Source organism: Thermobaculum sp. T2p, assembly GCF_059335935.1.
This window is the reverse complement of sequence record NZ_JANZYQ010000040.1, coordinates 1-818: the sequence shown is the minus strand read 5'-3', so window position 1 is coordinate 818 and position 818 is coordinate 1. Positions and strand designations below refer to the sequence as shown.

At 58.9% G+C, this 818-nt stretch carries 1 protein-coding gene; it reads right to left on the bottom strand.

All coding sequences use genetic code 11. The annotated features are described in order from the left end of the window. The coding region (locus tag N2245_RS14365) for a protein kinase domain-containing protein (protein WP_494537392.1) at nucleotides 1-818 on the bottom strand (818 nt) is incomplete at both ends.

Below are 818 nucleotides of genomic sequence, written 5' to 3'. Positions count from 1 at the left end.
GCATCATGGTCGTGGTGGGAGTCATCGGGCAAGGGCAGGCTCCTCAGATCCCTCAACATCTCCCCAGCATCCCCATACCTCTCCAAAGGATCCTTCGCCATCGCCCTCTCAACCACCCTCACTAACCCCTCACTCACCCACGGCGCTACCTCCCTCAAACCCTCAGGCTCCTCAAATACATGCGCATACGCCACCCTCATCGGATTCTCCCCCTCAAAAGGTAGCCGCCCACTCAACATCTCATACATCATCACCCCCACCGCGTACACATCACTCCGCGGCGTCACCTCATCCCCCCTGGCCTGCTCAGGAGACAAATAGTGCGGCGTCCCAAACGCTACCCCAGCCTCCGTCATCCCAGCATCCCCCACAGCCTTCGCTATCCCAAAATCCGTGATCTTGACTACACCACCCTCCGTCACCATCACGTTCTGCGGCTTCATGTCCCGATGCACCAACCCAGCCCTGTGCGCCGCACTCAACCCCTCCAATATCTGCTCCACTATCCTTATCGCTTCCCCCTCACTCAGCCTCCCCCTCTCCCTGATGTACTCCTTGAGGTTCTTCCCATCCACGTACTCCATCGCTATGAAGTACGTCCCCTCCACCTCGTCATAGTCGTACACATCCACTATGTTGGGATGCGACAACCTCGCTGCTGCCCTGGCCTCGTTGATGAACCTCGCCCTGAACTTCTCATCCTGGGCATGCCCAGCCCTCAATACCTTCAGCGCCACCACCCTCCCAAGCCTCAGGTCCACCGCTCGGTATACCTCCGCAGCTCCTCCCTGCCCTACCTTCCACTCTACCTCGTAACG